Below are 18,944 nucleotides of genomic sequence, written 5' to 3'. Positions count from 1 at the left end.
TCAGACGCGCAGGGCGCGGGCGTACCAGCGGCCGTCCAGCGCGTCGATGCGCAGGCGGCGGCCGAAGCACTCGGACAGGTTCGGGCCGGTGAGCACCTCGTCCACGGGACCGGCGGTCAGGATGCGGGTGTCCCGCATGAGCAGCGCGTGCGTGGTGGTGGCCGGCACCTCCTCCAGGTGGTGCGTGACCATCACGGTGGTGAGCCCCTGCCGGGTGCGGGCCAAGTCTTCCAGCGCCTCGATCAGGTCCTCCCGCGCGGGCAGGTCGAGGCCCGCGAACGGCTCGTCGAGCAGCAGGATCGCCGGGTCGGCCATCAGCGCCCTGGCCACCCGGACGCGGGCCCGCTCCCCCTGCGAGCACACCTGGAACCTGCGGTCGGCCAGGTCCTTGCAGCCGAGGTCGGCCAGCAGCCGGTGGGCCCGCTCCCGCTCCTCGTCACCGTATCGGTCCCACAGCGGCGCGCTCGTCCCGGTATGACCGGTGAGCACGACGGTCAGCGCGGTCGCGCCCTCCTCCTCCAGCAGCGACTCGTCAACGAGCCGCTGACTCGCCGCCACCAGGCCGATGCTGCGGCGCAGCTCCCGGAGGTCGACCCTGCCAAGCCGCCGTCCGAGCACTGTGGCCGTGCCGGAGCTCGGGTGCCGTACGGCCGCGGCGATCGAGAGCATCGTCGTCTTCCCGGCGCCGTTGGGGCCGAGGATCACCCAGTGCTGGCCGTGCTCCACCCGCCAGTCGGCACCGGTCACCAGGGTCCGGCCGACCACGCGGACGGTCACGTCGTCGAGTTCGAGAGCTGCTTCCATGAACAGACAGCATGCTGCACGCGGGCACCCGCTCGGGACGCCGTATCAGGGAATGGACGGTGCGGGGGTGACCACCACGCTGGGCGGCGGGCTCGCCGGCGGGCTGCCGCCCGGTTCCGGCGGCGGCGACTCCCCGTCGCCCCACTGCGGCTCCTGGCTGACCCCCGAGGACGGGACCGGGGAATGGCCCTGCCCGGGCTGACCGGGCTGCTGTCCGGGATGGCCGGGCTGACCAGGCTGACCCGGATGTCCCGGCTGGTTGGGGCGTCCTGGGCGGCCCGGTGGGGAGGGCCGGGTGGGACGGCAGTCCCTCGGCCGCCCGGTGACGCAGCGCCCGTCTCCCGGGCGCAGGGTCGTCCCGGCGGGCGTCGGCGAGGGCGGCGCGGTCGCCCGGCCGTCGTCCGTGGTCACCGGCGCCGGCGTCGAGCCGGGTGAGCCGGGCGGCATGGTCCGCGTGGCCGTCACCGTCACCCTGGGCCGGGCGGCGTCCGCGATGGGCACCACCGGCGGGCCGGTGCGGAGCGCGTCATCCGGCGGCAGGGCGCTGTCCTCGCCGGGGATGACCACGGGCGCCGCGGGCGGCGGATCGGCCGTGCTCTGCATGTGGGCCGACCCGGCGCCCGCCGCGACCACGGTCACCGCGGCGATCGTCACGGTGGCGAGCGCCGCGAAGCCGGCGTGGGACACCTGTCCCCGCGATCGCGCCGCCCGGCGCCGCGCCGCCCTGCCCTCCTGTGCCGGCCCCTGTACCGACCCCCGAATCGACCCCCGAATCGACCCCTGTGCCGGTCCCTGGGTCGCTTCCCCGGAGGCCCTGCTCCGTGTCCCCTGCGTGGCCCGGCCGGGGACGGCCCCCGCCGGGTAGGGCACAGGCTGCCAGATCTCGTCGAGCACGGCGGCGACCGCACGCCGGGGATCGGCGGCCGCGTGGACCCCGCCCGCCGCGAGCAGGGAGGCCAGCAGCCACGCCGCGTCCGGGCGGTCGGCGGGCTCGCGCTGCAGCGCCGCCGCCACTGCGCCCCACAGCGGCCTCGGCACGGCGTCGATCCGGGGCTCCTCGACCAGGATGCGCCGGGTCAGCACGTCGAGGTCGCCGCCGCCGAACGGATGCAGCCCGGTCGCCGCGAACGCGACCAGGCAGCCCCAGGAGAAGACGTCGGAGGCGGGGATGGCGTGGTGTCCGCGCAGCCGCTCGGGCGCGACCCAGCCCGGGCTGCCCATGATCTGCCCGGCCTGCGTATGCGCCATCGCGACGTCGAGGTCGCGGGCGATCCCGAAGTCGATGACGAACGGCCCGCGCGGCGACAGCAGCACGTTGCCCGGCTTGAGGTCCCGGTGCACCAGCCCGGCCTCGTGCGTGGCCACGAGCGCGGCGGCCGTGCCGAGGGCCACGCCGTACGCGAGGTCGGGGGTGAGCGCGCCCTGCGCGGAGACCACCTGGGAAAGCGCGGGGCCGGGGACGTATTCGGTGACGAGGTAGGGCCGCTCGCCGTCGAAACCGTCCTCGATGACGACGGCCGTGCAGAACGGCACCACGCGCCGGGAGAGCGCGACCTCCTCGGCGAATCGGGCCCGCAGCGTGGAGTCCCCAAGGTGCATCGGATGCGGTGTCTTCAGCGCGACGTATCCCCCGCTGGGGTGCTCGGCCAGGTAGACGACTCCCATTCCGCCGCTGCCCAGCCGGCCGAGCAGCAGGTAGCGCCCGATGACGACCGGGTCGCCAACGGTCAGCGGGCGCACACCGGGAGGCATGCCGCTATCGGAAGCCGTTCCGCCACGTGCCATACGGAAGCTACCTCTCTCGAAGTGCCGCACAGCCACTGTGGCCGGTTGGAACGCACCACGCGCTCAAGTAGCGACAAGCGGCATGAGAGGTAAGCCCAATGGCACCTTTAGGTAAGGTGAATCGGAGAAACCGCAGGTCACATTGGTCTCATAAGCCACAAATGAGCGCCGTTCTCCGTAAAGACACCCCGATCGCCTGTTCGCCCAGCCTCTCCTTCACCCGGACGGGCGGCGCCGCCGTCGTGTACGGCTCGATCTCCTGCGACGCCGGGGTCGCCTGCCGGCCCGGGTCCTGTCAGGCCTCCGCGCATTCCCAGGCGTACAGCACCTCGGGCTACGGCGACCACGCCTCGCAGACGACGCCGGTCCACGCCGTCACCTGCTGACCCCGGTGCGGCGGCCTCGCGAACGGCCGTGCATTCCGGCGGCCGTTTTCCCGAAGTGCTCAGGCGGCCTCGGCGCCGGGAGTGGAGGAGTGGGCCTGGACGGCGTCGAGGAAGCGGGAGACGTGGTCGAAGAACAGGCGGCCTTCGGGGAGGGCGTCGGCGAAGAGAGGGAAGATGTGCGGCATGCGGTTCCACTCCTCGTAGGTCACCTGCACGCCGTCCTCGCGCGCGCTGACCGCGACCCGGCGGGCCTCGTCGCGCAGGACCTCGGTGGAGCCGGTGACGATCATCAGCGGGGGGATGCCGGTGTAGTCGCCGTACACGGGGGACACGAGGGGGTCGCAGCGGTCGAGGCCGTCGGTCCAGCGGCGGGCGAGCCAGTCGACGCGTCCGGCGGGGAGCATGGGGTCGGACCATGCGTTGGCGCGGTGCCGGCTGGTGCTGAGGTCGGCCCAGGGAGACAGGCAGATGCCGGCGGCGGGCAGCGGCATGCCCCGGTCGCGCAGGGCCAGCAGCGTGGCGAGGGTGAGATGCCCTCCGGCGGAGTCCCCGGCCAGCACGATGTCCCTGGCTGCGTACCCGCGGCCGAGCAGGCACTCGTACGCCTGGAGCGCGTCCGACAGCGACTCGGCGAGGGAGTGCACCGGGCCCTGGCGGTAGTCGAGGGAGAACACCGGACGGCCGGCGGCGGCCGACAACCGCCATGTGATCGGCCGGTGGGTGGCCGGGGAGCAGACGAAGTAGGCCCCGCCGTGGAAGTAGAGCACCACCTTGCCCTCGTCCAGGCCGGGACCGCCGCGCACCCATTCCCCCGTGCACGAGCCGAACTCGTCTGGAACGATGGACACGTGCTTGGGGAGGATGCCGGGGACCCGCTCGCCGAGGCACATGATGCGGCTGGCCACGGCCATTCCCGCGGTGTTGCGCACGAGGATGGTGGAGATCGGCTTCATGGTGCCCCGCAGGACTCCGTTGATCGCGGCGGCCTGCCAGCTGACCGGATATTCCGGGCGTATGTCTACATTCAGCTCATGTCCCATGCAAGCCTCCCAAAAGGGACATTCCCTGTTAGGTCATCCGTTCTACCGCTAGGCACGTTTCACTCCCCTTACGGCAAGGTTACGACAAGGTAACAGCCCAGGATATGAGGCACTTATGACGGTGATCCCCGGCCACGGCGCCGCCGTCGCCCTCTACCCGCGGCTGGCCTGGTACGGCTTCCGCAGGCACGCCACCTACTGGGCCGCCGCGCTGGCCGGGGCGTTCACCAACACCGTCTTCGGCGTGCTCCGCGCGTACGTGCTGATCGCGCTGTGGCAGGCCCGTCCCGGCCTCGGCGGGTACGACGTGGCGGGCGCGGTCACCTTCACCTTCCTCACGCAGGCGTTCATCGGCCCGATGCAGCTCTTCGGCGGCGGCCTCGACCTGCCGGAGCGGATCCGCACCGGCGACGTCGCGCTCGACCTGGTCCGCCCGGCGTCCCTGCAGTTGTGGTGCCTGTCGGAGGATCTGGGCCGGGCGGTGTATCTCTTCGCCGTCCGCGGCGGCCCGCCGACCCTCGTGGGCGCGCTGCTTTTCGGCATCGTCGCCCCGCACGCCCCGGCCGCGTTCCTCCTGAGCGTCGCCCTGGGCGTGCTCGTGAGCTTCGCGTGGCGTTACATCGTCGCGCTGGCCACCTGCTGGGTGATGGACGACCGGGGTCTCGCGGTGCTGTCGATGGTGCTCACGACGTTCTTCAGCGGGCTCATGCTGCCGCTGTCGATCTTCCCCGGGTGGTTCGGGGAGCTGTCCCGGGCGCTGCCGTGGTCGGCGATGGCGCAGGTGCCCGCCGACGTCTATCTCGGCACGGCCGATCCCGCCCGCGCCCTCGGCTTCCAGGCCCTGTGGGCGGCCGTCCTGCTGGCGCTGGGCGCGCTGATGACCGGCGCCGCCCGCAGGAAGGTCGTGATCCAGGGTGGGTGAGCGCCCGTGATACTCCCTGTGTCAACCTCCCGCCGTGTTCGGGGTGAGGAGGGCTGCTGCAGCGCCGTGTTTGGCGGGGTCGTAGGCGATGCCGTCGTTCCAGCATCGCCAGATCACCCGGATCCAGGCGCGGGCCAGGATGCGGACGGCGTGCGGGTGGTCTTTGCCTTCGGCGCGGGCGCGTTCGTAGATGGAGGCGGCCCAGGGGCTGGCGCGGCGGCTGTTGTCGGCGAAGGTCGTGATGGCGCGGCGCAAGCGCTTGTTGCAGGCCCATCGGAAGTGCACGGCGCGGTGCTTGCCGGACTGTTTGGTGACCGGTGTGCAGCCGGCCAGGGCCGCGACGGAGTCGGGTCCGGCGTAGGCTGCTCGGCAGTCGCCCCACTCGGCGAGCATCTGGGCGGCGTTGATCTGACCCGACCTTGGCAGCGACGTGAAGATCGCTCCGTCCGGATGCTCCCCGAGGTGGGCGGCGATCGAGCGATCCAGATCCTTGATCGCCCCAATCAGGGCTTTGAGCACGCCGACCAGGGCGATGACCGCGTCCCGCAACGCTTCGGTGAGCGCCTCGGCCGCGATCCCGGCCGGGGCGTGACGCAGCCGGGCCAGCAGCTCGGCGGGAGAGCGGCGGCCGCTGTAGCCGTGCTTGACCAAGAACGCGGCCATGCGCTTTTCGCCCAGGTGCGCGGCCGAGGCGGGGGTCGGGTAACGGGTGAGGAAGTCCAGCGCGATCGGCGAGGCCAGGTCGGCGAAGACGGCCTTGGCGCCCGGCCAGGAGGCATCCAGCAGCGCGGCGAGCTGGTTAGTGGCCGCCACCCGGGCCTCAACCAGGTCATCGCGCGTGCGCACCAGGGTGCGTACCGCCTTTGTCTGGTCGCTGAAGGGGGCGGCGACCTGGAGCTTGTGAAGGCGCAGGCGCAGGTATTCGGCGATCACCGCGGCGTCGCCGGCATCGGACTTGGCGCCCGACAGCACCTCACCGTCGCGCCAGGTCTTGATCGCGTTCGGTTTGACCGGGACGACGGGGTATCCGGCCTCCAGCAGCAGGTCGACCAGCCTGCCGTTGGGACGTTCGATCGCGATCGGGACAGCGGCCGGATCACCGAGCTTGGCCAGCCGGCCGATCAGCGAGGCGATGCCATTGGTGCTGTGCGCGATGACGAATTCAGCGGTGATCTTCCCGCTGTCGTCCATCACGCACACCGCGTGACTTTCCATGGCCCAGTCGATCCCGACGAACCACCGCGCCGGGGGCAGCGCAAGCGACACCTGAACTCCTTTGCCTGGCAGCGACGACCCGGCGAGGAGGCTGGCTACCGGGCGATCACTAACCGGCGCTCTGCGGCGCTACTCCCTGTTGCCGGTCTACAGCCTCGGGGAAGCCGGGGGCGGCGGCATCACAGTGGCCCTTCACGGGCGATCAACACAGGCCGTCACCCCGGCTCCCGCCGAGTCCCCTTCACGAGCAGCTTGCCACTGCCCGCAAGAAAGAGGGTGCCCTAGTGATCAGGACGTACGCGCTGCTCGCCTGGACGTGGACGCGGGCGGCGGCGCAATATCCGGTGTCGTTCGCGCTCATGACGGCGGGCGGGGCGGTGGTCGGCGGCCTCGACATCGCGGCCATCTGGGTGATCTTCGCCAACACCGACAGGCTGGCCGGCTTCGGGCTGACCGAGGTCATGTTCCTCTACGGCGCGTCGCAGCTGGCCTTCGCGCTCGCCGACCTGCTGTTCGGCAATCTCGACAGGATCAGCCGGCACATCGTGTCCGGCACGCTCGACGTCATGCTGATCCGGCCCGCGTCGCCCTTCGTGCAGGTCGCCTCCGACCGGTTCACGCCGCACCGGATCGGCCGGTCGATCCAGGCCGGGGCCGTGCTCGCCGTGGGCCTGTCGCGGCTGGACGTCCCGCTCGGCCGCGTCTGGATGGTGCCGGTCATGGTCGTCTCGGGCATCGTGATCTTCGCGGCGCTCTTCACGCTCGGCGGCGCGCTGCAGTTCCTGCTCACCGCCGCTCCCGAGGTGGCCAACGCGTTCACGTACGGCGGGGCGACGCTCACGCAGTATCCGCTGAGCGTCTACGACCCCCGCATCGTGCGGGGGCTGACATTCGGGCTGCCGCTGGCGTTCGTCAACTGGCAGCCGGGCCTCTATGTGCTCGGCCGGCCCGATCCGCTCGGGCTGCCGTCCTGGACGGGCCTGCTGTCCCCCGCCGCCGCGCTCGCACTGGCCGCCGTCGCCGCGCTCGCGTGGCGGGCGGGGATCCGCCGCTACCGATCGACGGGGAGCTGAGACGAGTGATCGAGGCAGACGGGGTCGGCAGGACCTTCAGGGTCCGGGGCCGGATCGTGCACGCCGTACGGGACCTGTCCTTCCGGGTCGCGGCCGGGGAGTTCGTCGCGTGCCTCGGCCCGAACGGCGCGGGCAAGTCCACCACGATCAAGATGCTGACCGGGATCCTCACGCCCACGTCGGGCCGGGTGAGGGTGGCCGGTCTCGACCCGTCCCGGCGGCGTACGGCTCTCGCCCGCAGGATCGGCGTCGTCTTCGGCCAGCGGACGACCCTGTGGTGGGACCTGCCGCTGCGGGACAGCCTGGAGCTGGTCCGGCTCCTTTACAAAGTAGATCGCAAGGTGTTCCGGGAGCGCCTCGACGACATGTGCGACCGGCTCGACCTGGGCGGCTTCCTCGCCACGCCGGTGCGCCAGCTCAGCCTGGGCCAGCGGATGCGCGGCGACATCGCCGCCGCGCTGCTGCACGACCCCGCCGTGCTCGTGCTGGACGAGCCGACGATCGGGCTCGACGTCGTCAGCAAGGCGGAGGTGCGCGACTTCCTGCGGCGGCGATGCGCGGAGCACGGGACGACGGTGCTGCTGACCACCCACGACCTGGGCGACGTGGAGCGGCTGTGCCGGCGCGTGCTGCTGATCGACCACGGCAGGCTGGCCTTCGACGGCACCGTGGACGAGCTGCGGGCGACCGCGCCGGGACGCGCCTCGATCGAGGACGTCGTGGCCGACCTCTATCTCAGAAGCCGTACGACTCCTCGTACTCCTCCTCTTCCTCGTCCCGCTCCGGACGGGCCCAGCGCGACGGCATGAGCACCGGGAGGAACAGCGCCACACCGAGCAGGGCGTACACGCCGGTGGACAGCAGCATGAGCATCCCCCGGCCGGCCTGCAGCAGCTCGGCCTGCACCGACGGCCCGGTGGGCACCAGGCTCGCGGCGCGCGACACGTCGAGCACGTAGACCACGGTCCAGGCCAGCAGCGCCATCGACGGGACGAACGTCGCCAGCGGGGACACCCGGCCGACCAGCACCAGCCCGAGCAGCAGGCCCACGACCGCCATCGCTCCGACCGCGATCAGCATCCGGGTGTCCTTGGCCGGGTCGACGATCTGCGCCGCTCCCCGGACCAGCTCCTGGGACGCCCATCCACCACCGAGGAGAAGAGCCGCCGCGACGACAACGCCAAGGAGCAGCCCGAAGAAGTGCCGCATGAACACCACCTTGGGTGAGAGGTCCGCGGCAACACTAGCGATAAAGAACGGTAAAGGGCAGCACTTACGCCGTGATGTCCTTACTCGTGAAGCGTGACCAGGCGAAAGAGCCGAAAACCAGGACGTACGCGGCGAAGGCGAACAGCCCTCGCCCCATCTCGTCGAACGCCATCGGCGCCCGCAACGCCCCGTCGAACGCGCCCCACCACCAGGTCAGCAGGACCGGACGTACGGCCGCCACCTGCGGGATCGCGCTCAGCACCTGGCTGACCACCACCAGCACGACACTCGTGGCGACCGCCCCGATCGGCGCCTCGGTGAGCGTGGAGACCGCGAGCGCGACCGCGCCGAGCGCGGCCATCCCCGCGGCGGCGTACAGGACGACCACCCCGACGCGCAGCAGGGCGTCGGCCGCCGGGATCGTCGCGCCCGACAGCAGCGTCACCGGCCCCACCGGGAACAGCACCAGCCCGGTCACCAGCGCCGACACCGCCACCAGGGCACACGCCGCGAGACAGAAGACCACGATGTTGGCGTATTTCACCAGCAGCAGCCTGGTGCGGCCGGCCGGGGCGACGAGCAGGTAGCGCAGCGTGCCCTGGGCCGCCTCGCCGGCGATCGCGTCGCCCGCCACGACCGCCACGGTCAGCGGCAGCACGATCGGCATCATGACGACGAACGCGGCGAAGGTCAGCATCAGGCCGTTGCCCGCGATCTGTCCGATGATCGAGCCGCCCGCGTCACCGTCCGACGCGACCCGCACCGCGATGCCGACCACCACCGGCACGACCGCGAGCACCGCGAGCATCGCGAGGTTGCGCGGGCGGCGGAACGTCAGCCCGATCTCGGAGGCCAGCAGCCGCGTCAGGTGCCGCGCCGGGCCCGGGGCGGGCCGGGTGGACTCGGCGGGTGTCCGCTCCTCCCTCGGCGGTGCCGCCTCCTGGCGCACCGGCGGCCGGGCCTCCGACACCGCGGTCCCGTTCTCACCCATCGACATCGAACCCCTCCCCCGTCAGCCCGACGAAGACGTCTTCGAGCGTGGGACGCACCACGCCGAACCCGCGCACGGCCACGCCCTCCCCGACGAGCAGCGCGCAGATCTCTTCCGGCGCCCGGGCGCCGATGACCGCCGTGACCTCGTCGTCCGCGACGCGTACGTCGCCGAGCCCGGCCCCGGCCAGCACGGCCGCCGCCGCGTCCGTGTCCGGCGTCTCCACCCGCAGGCGCGGCTCCTCGCCCGACGCGCGCAGCGCGGCGATCGGGCCCTGGGCGACGAGCCGGCCGGCGCGCATGACACCGACGTGGGTGCACATCTGCTCGACCTCGCTCAGCAGATGGGAGGAGACGAAGACGGTCGTGCCGTCCTCGGCGATCCTCCTGATCAGCGTGCGGACCTCGCGGGTGCCCTGCGGGTCGAGGCCGTTGGTCGGCTCGTCGAGCACGAGCAGCTCCCTGGGCACCAGCAGTGCGGCCGCGATGGCCAGGCGCTGGCGCATGCCGAGCGAGTAGGTGCGGTAGCGCTTGCCCGCCGCCGCCGTCAGCCCCACCCGCTCCAGCGCCGCGGCGATCCTGGCCGGTGCCGTACGCGCGTCGGCCGACGGATCGGCCGCGTCGAGGCGGCGCAGGTTGGCCTCGCCCGACAGGTACGGATAGAAGGCCGGCCCCTCGACCACCGCGCCGACGCGTGGCAGCGCCCGGGCCGGCCCGTCCGGCATGGGCGTCCCGAGCAGCGACCACGTGCCCGAGGTCGGGGCGACCAGGCCGAGCAGCATGCGGATCGTCGTGGTCTTGCCCGAGCCGTTGGGGCCGAGGAAGCCGAAGACCGAGCCGCGCGGCACGGCCAGGCCGACGCCGTCGACGGCCACCTGGCCGCCGCGGAAGCGCTTGGTGAGACCGGACGTGACGATGGCGTCCGCGTCCGAGGTTCCGGCGGAGGGCGGGGGCGCCCCGGTGTCCTCCCGTGACGCCCCCGCGCGCGTGCCCACCGTCACCGCGTCCCGCCGGTCCACCGCGACCTCCGCTCGGATTCCCGCCCGGATTCCCGCTCGCGCGCGGTGCGTGGGCTCGGTCATCCCTTCACACCGGCCGCGCGGTAGAGGGCCTCCGGGGTGACGGCGCCGGCGAGCAGGCGGCCGTCGTCGGTGATCAGGATCGACACCACCTTGGTGCTCAGCAGCCGGCCGCTGCCCCACTCCCCGCTGACGGGGGTGGCGGCGCCCTTCAGGCCGTCCAGCAGCGCGGCCACGTCCAGGCCGCCACGCCCCTTCTCGTCCTGCTTCTGGGCGGGGGCGTCGGGCTTCTGGGCAGGGGTCTCCGGCAGGGAGGTGACGAGGACACTGTCCCAGCCGGAGCCGACGACGCGGCCGCGGTCGTGCGCCTCGGCGGCCGCCTCCGGCCGGTGGTCCGCCGGGGGCGTGGCCGTGCCCTCCTCGACCTTCGCTCCGGCCGGCGGAGTGAAGGAGAAGTTCTCCGGCGCGGGAGCGGTGAACGACAGCGACTCGAAGCCGACTTCGAAGGCCGGCTCGGCCGCCCCCTTCGTGTACACCTGGACGCGCAGCGGGATCAGCTTCTCGCCGTCGAGCGCCACCCGGACATCCCTGATCAGCGAGTCGGCCGACTTCGGCGTCAGCACGATCTGGTAGGCCGCGCGGCCCGCGACCGTGACGTCGTCGCCGACGCTGATCGCGGTGTCGGTGCCGGCCGCCTCCAGCGCCTGCCGCGCGGCCTGGTCCGGCGTCGCGAACGGCGACGCGGCTCCGGAGCGCATCGGGAAGGGCCCGCCGTGCCCGCCGTGCCGACCAGGCCCACCAGGCCCACCAGGCCCACCGGGCCCGCCGTGCTCGCCGCCGGACCCGGCCGGGACGGTGAGACGGGTCGCCGTGTTGGCGGCGCTGTCCCACAGCCAGACCGTGCCGCCGTTGGCGACGACGTCGGTCTCGCTCATCTCCCCCGGCAGCATGAGGCGGAACCTGTCCTCCCCCGCGTACCAGATCTTGAGCTGGTGCGACCCCGACAGCAGCGACGCCGGCGAGGCCCCGCCGGACGGCCCCGGTCCTCCGGACGACCCGGACAGGCCGGGCAGCGCGGGCAGGCCGAGCGACGCCGTCTCGACGATCGTGCCGGACATCTGCGGCATCCGGCCGTTCTGCCAGGTGCGCGCGACGTCGGCCAGCAACTGCTCCGCCGTACGGTCGGGCAGGGACGGCTCGCTGCGCACCGCCGCGATCACCGGCCCCGTCCCCACGGCCGCCGCCACGACGGCCACCGCCGCCACCGGCACTCCCCACCTCACGGCGCGGGCTCTCTTCGCCATTTCACATCTCCCACTATGTGCGGAAAGCTGATGACCCGAGACTGCCGAGACGTTCCTGTGCCGACGCTGAGACGGACTGAGAGGTCTCTCAGACTGGCCGCGCCCTCACGTCCAAAAGGGGCCACACTGGGGCAATGCGGGTTCTAGTGGTGGAGGACGAGCGGCGGATGGCGGCGGCGCTGCGCCGCGGGCTGCAGGCGGAGGGCTTCGCCGTCGACCTCGCGCACGACGGGAACGAGGGCCTGCACCTGGCGCGCGTCGGCGACTACGACGTGGTCGTGCTCGACATCATGCTGCCCGGCATGTCCGGCTACAACGTGTGCAAGCAGTTGCGGGCGGAGGAGAACTGGGTGCCGATCCTCATGCTGTCGGCCAAGGACGGCGAATACGACATGGCCGACGGGCTCGACCTCGGCGCCGACGACTACCTCACCAAGCCGTTCTCGTACGTGGTGCTGGTGGCCCGGCTCCGGGCGCTGCTGCGCCGGGGCGGCGGCCGCAGACCCGCCGTGCTGCGCGCCGGCGACCTGTCGCTCGACCCGGCGGCGCGTACGGTCACCCGGGGCGAGGCGCCGGTCGAGCTGACGCCCAGGGAGTTCGCCCTGCTCGAATATCTGATGCGCCGGCCGGGCGAGGTGGTGTCGAAGCCCGAGATCCTGGAGCACGTGTGGGACACCTACGACACCGATCCGAACGTGGTCGAGGTGTACGTCGGCTATCTGCGCAGGAAAATCGACACGCCGTTCGGCCGCGCCGCCCTGCAGACCGTGCGCGGGGCCGGATACCGGCTCGCGAGCGACGGCGGCTGAGCCGTGTCCGGCCCTGTGTCCAGCCGTGTGTCCAGCCGTGTGCCCGGCCCTGTGTCCGGAACTGTGTCCGGAACTGTGTCCGGAACTGTGCCGAGCCCTGTTTCCAGCCCGGCGTCCGGCCTGCTCATCCGCCCGGTGACGTGGTGGCGGCGGCAGAGCCTGCGGTTCCGGGTCACCGCGGCCGCCACCGCCGTGCTGGCCCTCGCCCTCGCCGGGTCGGCGTACGTGTTCGTCGCGGTGCTCGGCAGGGCGCTCGTCCAGGGCATCGACGAGCAGGTCTACCAGCGGGGACGTGAGATCGTCGCGTTGTCGGACGCGAACCGGCTGTCCGATCCCGTCGTCTCGGTGGACAACACGATCGTGCAGGTGCTCGACCGGAACGGGCGGATCGTCGACGCCACCCCCAACACCGACCGCCTGGTCCCCCTGCTGTCCGCGCAGGCCCGGGAGGCCGCCGTACGCACCGGGACGCCGCTGTTCCTCGACGGCCGGCCGTACGCGCTGCCGGGGCCGCTGCGGGTGCGGGCGCTCAGCGCGGACCGCGGCGTGACGGTGATCGTGGCCCGGTCGTTCGGCGAGGTGGAACGCAGCCTCGTGACCATCGGGCACGTGCTGATCGCCGGCATGCCGCTCCTGCTCGCGCTGCTCGCGGCGGTCTCGTGGCTGGTCGTCGGGCGCACGCTGCGGCCGATCGCGCTGCTGCGGCGGGGCGCGGCCGAGGTGGGCGCCACGGCCCGGTCGCGGCGCCTGCCGGTGCCCGAGGCGCACGACGAGGTGCACGCGCTCGCCACCACGCTCAACGACATGCTCGGGCGGCTAGAGGAGGCCGACGCGCGCCAGCGGGCGCTGGTCTCCGACGCGGCACACGAGCTGCGCAGCCCGCTCGCGAGCATCCGGCTCCAGCTCGAGGTCGCGCTCAGCCACCCGGACGGCCAGGACTGGAAGGAGACCGCCGAAGGGGTGCTGGAGGACACCCTGCGGCTGTCCCGCCTCGCCGAGGACCTGCTCGCCCTCGCCCGGCTCGACGAGGGCCGCGCCGGCCGGCGGGAGCCGGTCGACCTGGCCGAGATGGCCCGCCGTACGGCCGAGCGGCACGGCCTCGACCTCGATCTGCAGCGCTCGCGCAGCAGCGCGAGCACCTGACGCTGCACGGTCGCGTCCAGGGCCGTCGTCGGCTCGTCGGCGATGAGCAGGTCGGGCCGCGCGGCGAGCGCCGAGGCGATGAGCGCGCGCTGGCGCAGGCCTCCGGACAACTGGTGGGGGTACTGCCGCGCGCGGCTTTCGGGAGCGGGGATTCCCGCCTCCCCGAGCAGCCGCACGACCTCGGCGTCCACCTGCCGTCCCGGCACGACCCGGTGGGCGCGCAGCGGTTCGGCGACCTCGGCGCCCACGCGGCGCAGCGGATCGAGCGAGCCCAGCGCGTCCTGCAGGACGAATCCCACCCGGCGCCCGCGCAACGCGCGCCAGGCCCGTCCCCGCACCTCGCGGAGGTCGACGCCGTCGAACGTCAACTCGGCCGCGCCGACCCGCGCGCCGTCCCCCGCGAGGCCGACGAGGCTGCGGGCCGTGACGCTCTTGCCCGAGCCCGACTCCCCGACGATCGCGACGACCTGCCCGCGGTCGATGGCGAACGACACGCCCCGCACCGCCTCCACCACCTCGTGGCGGGTGGGGAAGCGCACCGTGAGGTCACGTACGGCGACGAGGGGGCCGGCGGCCGGCGTCACGAGAGCCTCCCCTCGACGCGGCGGTTGAGGTGCTGCCCGACGAACGTGACGGCCAGCACCGCCACCGTGATGGCCACCCCGGGGAACACGGCGGGCCACCAGGCGAGCGCGAGGAACTCGCGGCTGTCGGAGAGCATGGCCCCCCACTCGGCCGTCGGCGGCCGCGGGCCGAGGCCGACGAAGCTCAGCGAGGAGCTCGCGACGATCATCGCGCCGAGGCTCACGGTGGCGAGCGCCAGGACCGGGCCCGCGGCGTTGGGCAGCACGTGCCGGGCCACCACCTGGGCCCGCGACCAGCCGAACCCGTGGGCGGCCTCGACGTACTGGGCCGACCGCAGGCGGATTACCTCGCTGCGCACCACCCGGGCGAAGCCCGGCATGGAGACCACGGCGAGCCCGACGGCGGCGGTGCCGCTCCCGGGCCCCAGCACGGCCACGGTGAGGAACACCAGCAGCAGGCCGGGGACCGACAGGACCACGTCGAGCGACCGGCTGAGCACCTGGTCGGCGACGCGGCCGAGCTGGGCGGCGGCGACCCCGATCACGATGCCCGCGGCGAGCGCCAGCAGGACCGCGCCGGTCCCGATGAGCAGGGACGGCCGGGCGCCGTACACGATCCGGGCGTACAGGTCGCGGCCGTTCTGGTCGGTGCCGAGCCAGTGCTCGGCGCTCGGCGGGCGCAGCGGGGCGTCCAGGTCGGCCGCGTCCGGGTCGATCCCGGTGAACAGCGACGGCACCGCCGCCATGACGGCCAGCACCACCAGCACGGCCGCCCACGGCCACAGGCTCCTGGGCATCGGCTACCTCCCCGTGTCCCGCGTCCGGGGGTCGATCACCCAGGTGAGGATGTCGACCGCGATGGTCACCAGCACGAACGCGACCGCCGTCACCAGGACGACCGCGATGACCATGGGCATGTCCTTGTTCGCCACGGCCGACAGCGCCAGCCGCCCGATGCCCTGCCGGGAGAAGACGATCTCGATGATCACCGCGCCGCCGATCAGCGAACCGGCGATCCATCCGAGCAGCGTGGTGACGGGGAGCAGGGCGTGGCGCAGCACGTGGCGCAGGCGCAGAGCCGCCTCGCCGATGCCCCTGGCGCGGGCGGTCACCACGAACGGCTCGTCCATCGCGCGCAGCAGCCCCTCCCGCAGCACGCCGGCCACCACGGCCGCCGGGCCGGCGGCCAGGGCGGCCGTCGGCAGGACGAGCCCGGCCGGCGAGGAGGACCCGATGGCCGGGAACCAGTGCAGCGTGAAGGAGAAGACGGTCAGCAGCAGCAGCCCGAGCCAGAACGGGGGCAGGGCCACGACCAGCGACTCGGCCGAGGCGAACAGCGAGCGCACCCACGCCCGGCGGTTGGCGCTCACCACCCCGAGCACGACCGAGGCGACGACCGTGGCCAGCAGGGTGGTCGCCACCAGCAGCAGCGTGCCGGGGAGCTGCGCGGCGATCTCGTCCCACACCGGCCTGCGCAGCACGTACGACTCGCCGAACTCGCCGCGGGCGATCCGGCCGAGATAGGTGAGGTACTGCACCGGGAGGGGGTCGTCGAGCCCGTACTCCGCGATGATCCCGGCCCGCACCTCGGGGCTCACCGAGGAGCGCGCGAGCAGGACGTCGGCGGTGCTGCCCGGCATGACCTGCAGCAGCACGAACGTCACCGTCACCGCGCCCCAGAGCACGCCGGCGGAGGCGGCCAGGCGCACCAGCACCAGGCGCACGAGCGTCTCGCGTCCCCGGCCGGAGCGGCGGCCCGGAACGGCCGCCGCTCCGGCCGGGGACGTCTTCAGGACGCCAGCCATATGCCGGACAGATCGGGGGTGCCGTCGACGTTGAACCGCACATCGCGGACGCCCTCGCGCGCCGCCAGCGTGGACAGCGGCGAGTAGATCGGCAGGACCGCCGCGTCCTCGGTGATCCGCCGCTGCACCTCGGCGTAGACGCCGAACTGCTCGGCCTGGTCCCTGGCGCCGAGCGCCCGCTTCAACGCGGCCTCCACCTCGGGGTTGTCATACCGGGCCATGTTGTTGCTGATCCCGCGCTTGGGCGTGGGGATGTTGTCGGCGCCGAACAGCACCCGCAGCACGTCGGGCCCGGGCGAGGAGAAGCTGGTGTCGATGAGCTCGTAGTCGCCCTCCAGCAGGCGGTTGACGAAGGTGCCGCCGTCGAGGTTCTCCTCGACGAGTTCGACGCCGATCTGCTTGGCCGCGGCCTGGATCTGCACCGCGAGGTTGCCGACCGACGGGTCCGACCACATGTGGCGCAGGGTCAGCCTCGTGCCGTCCTTCGTCCGGTAGCCCTGCGCGTCCCGCTGCGTCCATCCGGCCTGGTCGAGCAGCCGGTTCGCCTCACCCGGGTCGTAGCTGTAGGCGGCGGCGACCGAGGAGTCGTAGCCCGGGGTGCTGGCCGACAGCGGCCCGGCGGCGCCGTCGTACACGCCGAGGTAGACGTTCTTCACGATCCGCCGCCAGTCGATCCCGGCCCGCAGGGCCTTGCGCACGTTGACGTCGCTCAGCGGGCCCTTGGCGGTGTTGGGCCAGTAGCTGTAGTTGGCTCCGGGGAACGGGGTCGTGTGGAGGGCGAAGCCCGGCGTGTTCTTCAGCGTGCCGATGCCGGCCGGCGCGAGGCCGGTGACCGCGTCGACCTGGCCGCTGGTGAGCGCCCCCAGGCGGGCCGAGTTGTCCGGCACGACCGTGACCTCGATGCGGTCGAGCAGCGCGGGTCCGCCGCGGTCCGCCCCCTCTGGCGCCCACGCGTACGCCGGGTTCCTGACGTAGTCGATGCCCTTCTGCGGCGTGAACCCGCCGTCGCTCCTGAACGGCCCGGTGCCGACGACGACGGCGCACAGCTTCGAGGCAGGTCCCTTCAGCGTGGCCGGGGACTCCATTCCGAGGTTGGGCTGGGCCAGTGCGGACAGGAAGCCGGAGTCGGGCCGCTTCAGCCTCACCTCGACCGTCAGCGGATCGACGGCCTTCGCCGACTCGTACGCAGCGATCAGGCTGCCGGCGAGCAGCGACTTGGTCTTCGGGTCGACCACGTGGCCGAGGTTGGCCACCACCGCCGCCGCGTCGAACGTGCTGCCGTCGGCGAAGGTGACGCCCTCGCGCAGCCGGAAGGTGTAGGTGAGCCGGTCTTCGGAGACCGTCCACTCACGGGCGAGCCAGGGGTGGAGGCCGCCGTGCGGGTCCTGGTAGACCAGCGAGTCCACGAGCGGCCGGGTCAGCAGCCGGGCCGACTCGGTCGGGCTCTGGTGGGGGTCCAGGCACTCCGGTTCCTTCTCCACCGCCAGCCGCAGGGTTCCGCCGCTGCGGGGGGACGCGGCGCCCGCCCCGCCGCCCGCGGCGCCTCCGGCGGCGGGTCCCGGCCCGTCCGCGCCGGAGGAGCAGCCTGCGGCGGCGAGAGCCAGCACCAGCATGGCGGCCCCCGCCGTCAGGGCGGGGGCGGTGGTTCCGCGTCTCCCGATGGTGCCGGGCCTCCTGGTGGTTCCGCGCCTACTGGCGGTTCCGGGCCTCCTGGCAGCACCCATACTCGTCTCATTCCTCGCCACGTCGCTCACGGCCGGAAGGGATCTCCGGCCCGTACACACAGTGGTGGCCGGTTCTAAAGCGGCACTGAACCGGCGGCGGCGCGGCCGTCAGGCGGCTACAGAGACGAGACGATCTTGGCGATCAGCTCGTAGGAGCGGATCCGGGCCTGGTGGTCGGGCACCTGCGTGAGCACGAACAGCTCGTCGGCGCGGGTGCGGTGCAGGAGGTCTTCGATGCGGGGGGCGATGCGCTCGGGGCTGCCGACGAACTGGGGGTCGATCTTCTCGCGCAGGAACCGCTCCTCCGCCGGGGTGAAGACGTGCGCGGCCGTCTCCTCCTCCGTGGGCAGGACGGTGGCCGGATCGGTCGTGCGCATGAGGATCTGGCCGTACACGAAGGAGGCGGCGAGCCGGCGCGCGCGTTCGTCACTGTCGTTCGCGACGGCGATGACGGCCACGCATGCGTGCGGCTCGGCCAGGGCCGCCGACGGCCGGAACGCCCGCCGGTACGCCTCCAGCGCCTCCGGCGCACCGCCGCCCACGATCGCGTGCGCGTACACGTACGGCAGGCCGAGCCGGCCGGCGTTCGCGGCGCTCGACGCGCTCGACCCGACCAGCCAGATCTCGGGCGGGGTGCCCGGCTCGGGGATCGCGCGCACGCCGCCGCTGCCGCCGGCGAAGTACTCGTGCAGCTCGCGCAGCGCGTCGCCGAAGTCGAGCCGGCGCGGGTCGCCGAGGCGGGCCGCGGCCTCCCCCGACCCGCCGGCCGCGCGGCCGATCCCGAGGTCCACCCGCCCCGGGTGGAGCCCGGCCAGCACGCCGAACTGCTCGGCCACCACGTACGGCGAGTGGTTGGGCAGCAGCACCGCGCCCGAGCCGACCCGGATCGTGGAGGTCGCCGCGAGGATGGAGCCCGCGAGCACGGCCGGGCTGGAGGTCGCGAGCGCGGGCGTGTTGTGGTGCTCGGCCACCCAGTAGCGCCGGTATCCCAGAGCCTCGACGGCCTGGGCCAGATCGACGGAACGGCGCAGCGCGTCGCCCGCGGCGTCGCCGCGCCAGACGGGGGCGGTGTCGTGCACGGAGACGGCGATTCCCTCGGCCAACGTCCTCTCCCTCCCAAGGGGGGTCACAC

The 18,944-nt window shown here is 73.1% G+C and carries 18 protein-coding genes and 1 pseudogene; 6 read left to right on the top strand and 13 right to left on the bottom strand.

What is annotated here, in order from left to right; all coding sequences use genetic code 11:
* Together OHB01_RS26950 and OHB01_RS26945 are read right to left on the bottom strand one after the other, a co-directional pair.
* A complete protein-coding gene (locus OHB01_RS26950; RefSeq protein WP_142648367.1) occupies positions 1-804 on the bottom strand; it encodes an ABC transporter ATP-binding protein in 804 nt (267 codons plus the stop codon).
* Between the two features lie 45 nt (positions 805-849).
* Positions 850-2,556 carry a serine/threonine-protein kinase gene (locus OHB01_RS26945; protein WP_168066005.1) on the bottom strand — a complete coding sequence of 569 codons (1,707 nt, stop codon included), beginning with the start codon at positions 2,554-2,556 and terminating at the stop codon, positions 850-852.
* A 194-nt stretch (positions 2,557-2,750) separates the two neighbouring features.
* On the opposite strand from OHB01_RS26945, the gene OHB01_RS26940 reads away from it, so the two are divergent.
* A complete protein-coding gene (locus tag OHB01_RS26940; protein ID WP_142648365.1) occupies positions 2,751-2,975 on the top strand; it encodes a hypothetical protein in 225 nt (74 codons plus the stop codon).
* Between the two features lie 59 nt (positions 2,976-3,034).
* On the opposite strand, the gene OHB01_RS26935 is transcribed toward OHB01_RS26940, so the two are convergent.
* Positions 3,035-4,015 carry an alpha/beta hydrolase gene (locus OHB01_RS26935; protein ID WP_142648364.1) on the bottom strand — a complete coding sequence of 327 codons (981 nt, stop codon included), beginning with the start codon at positions 4,013-4,015 and terminating at the stop codon, positions 3,035-3,037.
* A gap of 115 nt (positions 4,016-4,130) precedes the next feature.
* On the opposite strand from OHB01_RS26935, the gene OHB01_RS26930 reads away from it, so the two are divergent.
* Positions 4,131-4,937 (top strand): ABC transporter permease, encoded by an 807-nt coding sequence (locus tag OHB01_RS26930; protein WP_142648363.1) that lies wholly within the window; start codon positions 4,131-4,133, stop codon positions 4,935-4,937.
* A 21-nt stretch (positions 4,938-4,958) separates the two neighbouring features.
* Here the strand turns inward: OHB01_RS26930 and OHB01_RS26925 are convergent, their stop codons facing one another.
* The gene (locus tag OHB01_RS26925) at positions 4,959-6,203 is read right to left on the bottom strand and encodes an IS110 family transposase (protein ID WP_328854139.1); all 1,245 of its coding nucleotides are present in this window, start codon (positions 6,201-6,203) and stop codon (positions 4,959-4,961) included.
* A gap of 233 nt (positions 6,204-6,436) precedes the next feature.
* Between OHB01_RS26925 and OHB01_RS26920 the strand changes: the two genes are divergently transcribed.
* Together OHB01_RS26920 and OHB01_RS26915 are read left to right on the top strand one after the other, a co-directional pair.
* On the top strand, positions 6,437-7,225 hold the full coding sequence (locus tag OHB01_RS26920) for an ABC transporter permease (protein WP_142648362.1): 789 nt from the start codon (positions 6,437-6,439) through the stop codon (positions 7,223-7,225).
* A 5-nt stretch (positions 7,226-7,230) separates the two neighbouring features.
* The gene (locus OHB01_RS26915) at positions 7,231-8,034 is read left to right on the top strand and encodes an ABC transporter ATP-binding protein (RefSeq protein WP_142648361.1); all 804 of its coding nucleotides are present in this window, start codon (positions 7,231-7,233) and stop codon (positions 8,032-8,034) included.
* Here OHB01_RS26915 and OHB01_RS26910 read toward each other — a convergent pair.
* The 4 genes from OHB01_RS26910 to OHB01_RS26895 form a co-directional block, all read right to left on the bottom strand.
* Positions 7,961-8,434 carry a hypothetical protein gene (locus OHB01_RS26910; protein WP_142648360.1) on the bottom strand — a complete coding sequence of 158 codons (474 nt, stop codon included), beginning with the start codon at positions 8,432-8,434 and terminating at the stop codon, positions 7,961-7,963. The genes OHB01_RS26915 and OHB01_RS26910 overlap by 74 nt on opposite strands.
* A gap of 64 nt (positions 8,435-8,498) precedes the next feature.
* Entirely contained in the window at positions 8,499-9,431 is a 933-nt protein-coding gene (locus OHB01_RS26905) for an ABC transporter permease (RefSeq protein ID WP_328710250.1), read from the bottom strand.
* Positions 9,418-10,506, bottom strand: a complete 1,089-nt coding sequence (locus tag OHB01_RS26900) for an ABC transporter ATP-binding protein (protein ID WP_328710251.1) — start codon at positions 10,504-10,506, stop codon at positions 9,418-9,420. Before OHB01_RS26900 ends, OHB01_RS26905 begins: the two co-directional genes overlap by 14 nt.
* The gene (locus OHB01_RS26895) at positions 10,503-11,747 is read right to left on the bottom strand and encodes a LolA family protein (RefSeq protein ID WP_168066003.1); all 1,245 of its coding nucleotides are present in this window, start codon (positions 11,745-11,747) and stop codon (positions 10,503-10,505) included. Before OHB01_RS26895 ends, OHB01_RS26900 begins: the two co-directional genes overlap by 4 nt.
* Before the next feature lie 134 nt (positions 11,748-11,881).
* Between OHB01_RS26895 and OHB01_RS26890 the strand changes: the two genes are divergently transcribed.
* Positions 11,882-12,556, top strand: a complete 675-nt coding sequence (locus OHB01_RS26890) for a response regulator transcription factor (RefSeq protein WP_142648356.1) — start codon at positions 11,882-11,884, stop codon at positions 12,554-12,556.
* Between the two features lie 87 nt (positions 12,557-12,643).
* Complete coding sequence (locus tag OHB01_RS26885) at positions 12,644-13,699, top strand: histidine kinase dimerization/phospho-acceptor domain-containing protein (RefSeq protein ID WP_328854138.1); 1,056 nt, start codon at positions 12,644-12,646, stop codon at positions 13,697-13,699.
* A gap of 35 nt (positions 13,700-13,734) precedes the next feature.
* Here the strand turns inward: OHB01_RS26885 and OHB01_RS26880 are convergent.
* From OHB01_RS26880 to OHB01_RS26860, 5 genes and pseudogenes are all read right to left on the bottom strand, one after another.
* Positions 13,735-14,193, bottom strand: a pseudogene (locus OHB01_RS26880) (ATP-binding cassette domain-containing protein); the annotation flags it as partial.
* Positions 14,194-14,279: 86 nt separating this feature from the next.
* Complete coding sequence (locus OHB01_RS26875) at positions 14,280-15,080, bottom strand: ABC transporter permease (RefSeq protein ID WP_142647593.1); 801 nt, start codon at positions 15,078-15,080, stop codon at positions 14,280-14,282.
* A gap of 3 nt (positions 15,081-15,083) precedes the next feature.
* On the bottom strand, positions 15,084-16,088 hold the full coding sequence (locus OHB01_RS26870) for an ABC transporter permease (protein WP_142647595.1): 1,005 nt from the start codon (positions 16,086-16,088) through the stop codon (positions 15,084-15,086).
* Positions 16,073-17,701 (bottom strand): ABC transporter substrate-binding protein, encoded by a 1,629-nt coding sequence (locus OHB01_RS26865; protein WP_147943181.1) that lies wholly within the window; start codon positions 17,699-17,701, stop codon positions 16,073-16,075. The genes OHB01_RS26870 and OHB01_RS26865 overlap by 16 nt, the downstream gene beginning before the upstream one ends.
* Before the next feature lie 227 nt (positions 17,702-17,928).
* Complete coding sequence (locus OHB01_RS26860; protein WP_205830216.1) at positions 17,929-18,915, bottom strand: LLM class flavin-dependent oxidoreductase; 987 nt, start codon at positions 18,913-18,915, stop codon at positions 17,929-17,931.
* Between the last annotated feature and the right edge of the window lie 29 nt (positions 18,916-18,944).

Source organism: Microbispora hainanensis, from assembly GCF_036186745.1.
GTDB lineage: Bacteria > Actinomycetota > Actinomycetes > Streptosporangiales > Streptosporangiaceae > Microbispora.
Note: the sequence above shows the minus strand (reverse complement) of the source record. Positions and strands in the feature narration are given on the sequence as shown.